At 77.5% G+C, this 1,714-nt stretch carries 1 protein-coding gene; it reads right to left on the bottom strand.

The annotated features are described in order from the left end of the window. The coding region (locus AXW62_RS30730) for an SDR family NAD(P)-dependent oxidoreductase (protein WP_159060990.1) at positions 1-1,714 on the bottom strand (1,714 nt) is incomplete at both ends.

Raw genomic sequence — 1,714 nt, 5'->3', positions numbered from 1 at the left:
CGGGTCGGCGTCCTCGCCGAAGAGAGCGTCGAGGTGGACCGCTCCGGTGGTCTTGGCCGCCACGATCCGGGCGAACTCGCTCAGTTCGGTGCCGGTGCCCGGCTCCTGGGAGATCCCGGCCGAGTGCACCACGGCCCGTACCGGGGTGCCGTCCGCGGCCAGCTTCGCCACGAGCCCGGCGAGCGCCTCGCGGTCGGCCACATCGCACGCCTCGACGGTCACGGCGGTGTCGGTGCCGGACAGTTCGGCCACGATCTCGGCCGCGCCCGGCGCGTCCGGGCCGCGGCGGCTGAGCAGCACCAGCCGCTCCGCGCCGTGGTGGGCCAGCCAGCGGGCGACGTGCCGCCCCAGCGCGCCGGTGCCACCGGTCACCAGTACGGTGCCGCACGGCGTCCAGGGCTCGGCGGTGGCGGTGGCCGCGTCGCGCGGGGCCGGGACGAGACGGCGTACGAAGACACCGGTGGCGCGGATCGCCACCTGGTCCTCGTGGTCGGCCCCGGCGAGCACGGCCGCGAGCCGCTCCAGCGCCCGCTCGTCCACCGTCTCCGGCAGGTCGACCAGACCGCCCCAGCGCTCGGGCTGTTCCAGGGAGACGACCCGGCCGTAGCCCCAGACCTGGGCCTGGACGGCGCTGTCCAGCCGGTCGGCGCCGCCGGTGGAGACCGCGCCCCGGGTGAGGCACCACAGCCGCGCCGGGGCGCCGTCGCCCTGCCGCGCCGGGGCATCGCCGCCCTGCCGTGCCAGCGCCTCGGCCAGCGCACCGGTCAGCGCCAGGCCGACCGGCACCGCCGGATGCGCCGGATGCGGCCGCTCGTCCAGCGCCAGCAGGGACAGCACTCCGGCCACCGGGCCGCCGCCGTCCGCCGATGCCCGCGCGAGGCGGTCGGCCACGGTCGCGGGGTCGGTGTCCGCGGCGTCCAGGGCGACGCGGACGACCCGCGCCCCGCGCCGCGTCAGGTCGTCGGTGACGACGGTGATCCGGGTGTCGTCGGCGTGGTCCGCCGGGACGACGGCCAGCCAGGTTCCGGCCGGGGCCGGAGAGCCGGACGGGCCCTGCGGACGCGGCTTCCACACCACGTTGTACAGGTGCGCGTCGGCGGCGGACCGCTCGCGCTGGGTGCGGCGCCACGACGACAGGGCGGGCAGCACCGCGCTGAGCGGCTGGTCACCCTCGACCCGCAGCTCGGTGGCGAGCGACTCCCAGTCCTCGCGCTCCACGGCCTCCCAGAACCGCGCGTCCACCGCGTCCACCGCGTCCACGGCGCCCTCGGCCGGGGCCGCGGCCTCCAGGGCGGTGTCCGGCCAGTAGCGGCGGCGCTGGAACGCGTACGTGGGCAGGTCGACGCGGTGGGCGCCGGTCCCGGCGAAGTACCCGGCCCAGTCCACCTCGGCGCCCCGGACGTACGCCTGGGCGAGGGCGGTGGTGAGGGTCTCGGCCTCGGGGCGCCCGCCGCGCAGCGCGGCGGCGAACGCGGCGTCCTGGCCGGTCACGCACTCCTGGGCCATGGCGGTGAGCACACCGTCCGGGCCCAGCTCCACGAACGTGGTGACGCCCTGGGCCTCGAGCGTGCGCACGCCGTCCAGGAAGCGCACGGCCTCGCGGACGTGGCGCACCCAGAAGTCGGCGCTCGTGATGTCCTCGGCGGACACCAGCTCGCCGGTCAGGTTGGACACGATCGGGATGCTCGGGGCCTCGTACGACAGCCCCTGCGCC

Origin of the sequence: Streptomyces hygroscopicus subsp. hygroscopicus (genome assembly GCF_001553455.1) — a bacterium.
GTDB lineage: Bacteria > Actinomycetota > Actinomycetes > Streptomycetales > Streptomycetaceae > Streptomyces > Streptomyces hygroscopicus.
The sequence above is the reverse complement of the archived record's forward strand: the minus strand, read 5'-3'. Positions and strand labels throughout refer to the sequence as shown.